Here is a 208-nt window from a genome sequence, read left to right as displayed (position 1 = left end):
TCGGCTGTTAACCGATCGGTCGTAGGTTCGATTCCTACCTGCGGAGCCATTGGAGAGCTGTCCGAGTTGGCCGAAGGAGCACGATTGGAAATCGTGTATACGTCACAAGCGTATCAAGGGTTCGAATCCCTTGCTCTCCGCCATAGGATTTATAATATTTGGCCCGTTGGTCAAGTGGTTAAGACACCGCCCTTTCACGGCGGTAACA

Annotated in this window: 1 tRNA gene; it reads left to right on the top strand. The window is 51.9% G+C overall.

Going from position 1 to position 208, the window contains the following annotated elements:
• Nucleotides 1-51: 51 nt before the first annotated feature.
• A tRNA-Ser gene (locus tag IBT51_RS26955) sits at nt 52-143 on the top strand.
• The last annotated feature ends 65 nt before the right edge of the window (nt 144-208 follow it).

Source organism: Bacillus sp. S71, from assembly GCF_016625265.1.
GTDB lineage: Bacteria > Bacillota > Bacilli > Bacillales > Bacillaceae_G > Bacillus_A > Bacillus_A cereus.
Note: the sequence above shows the minus strand (reverse complement) of the source record. Positions and strands in the feature narration are given on the sequence as shown.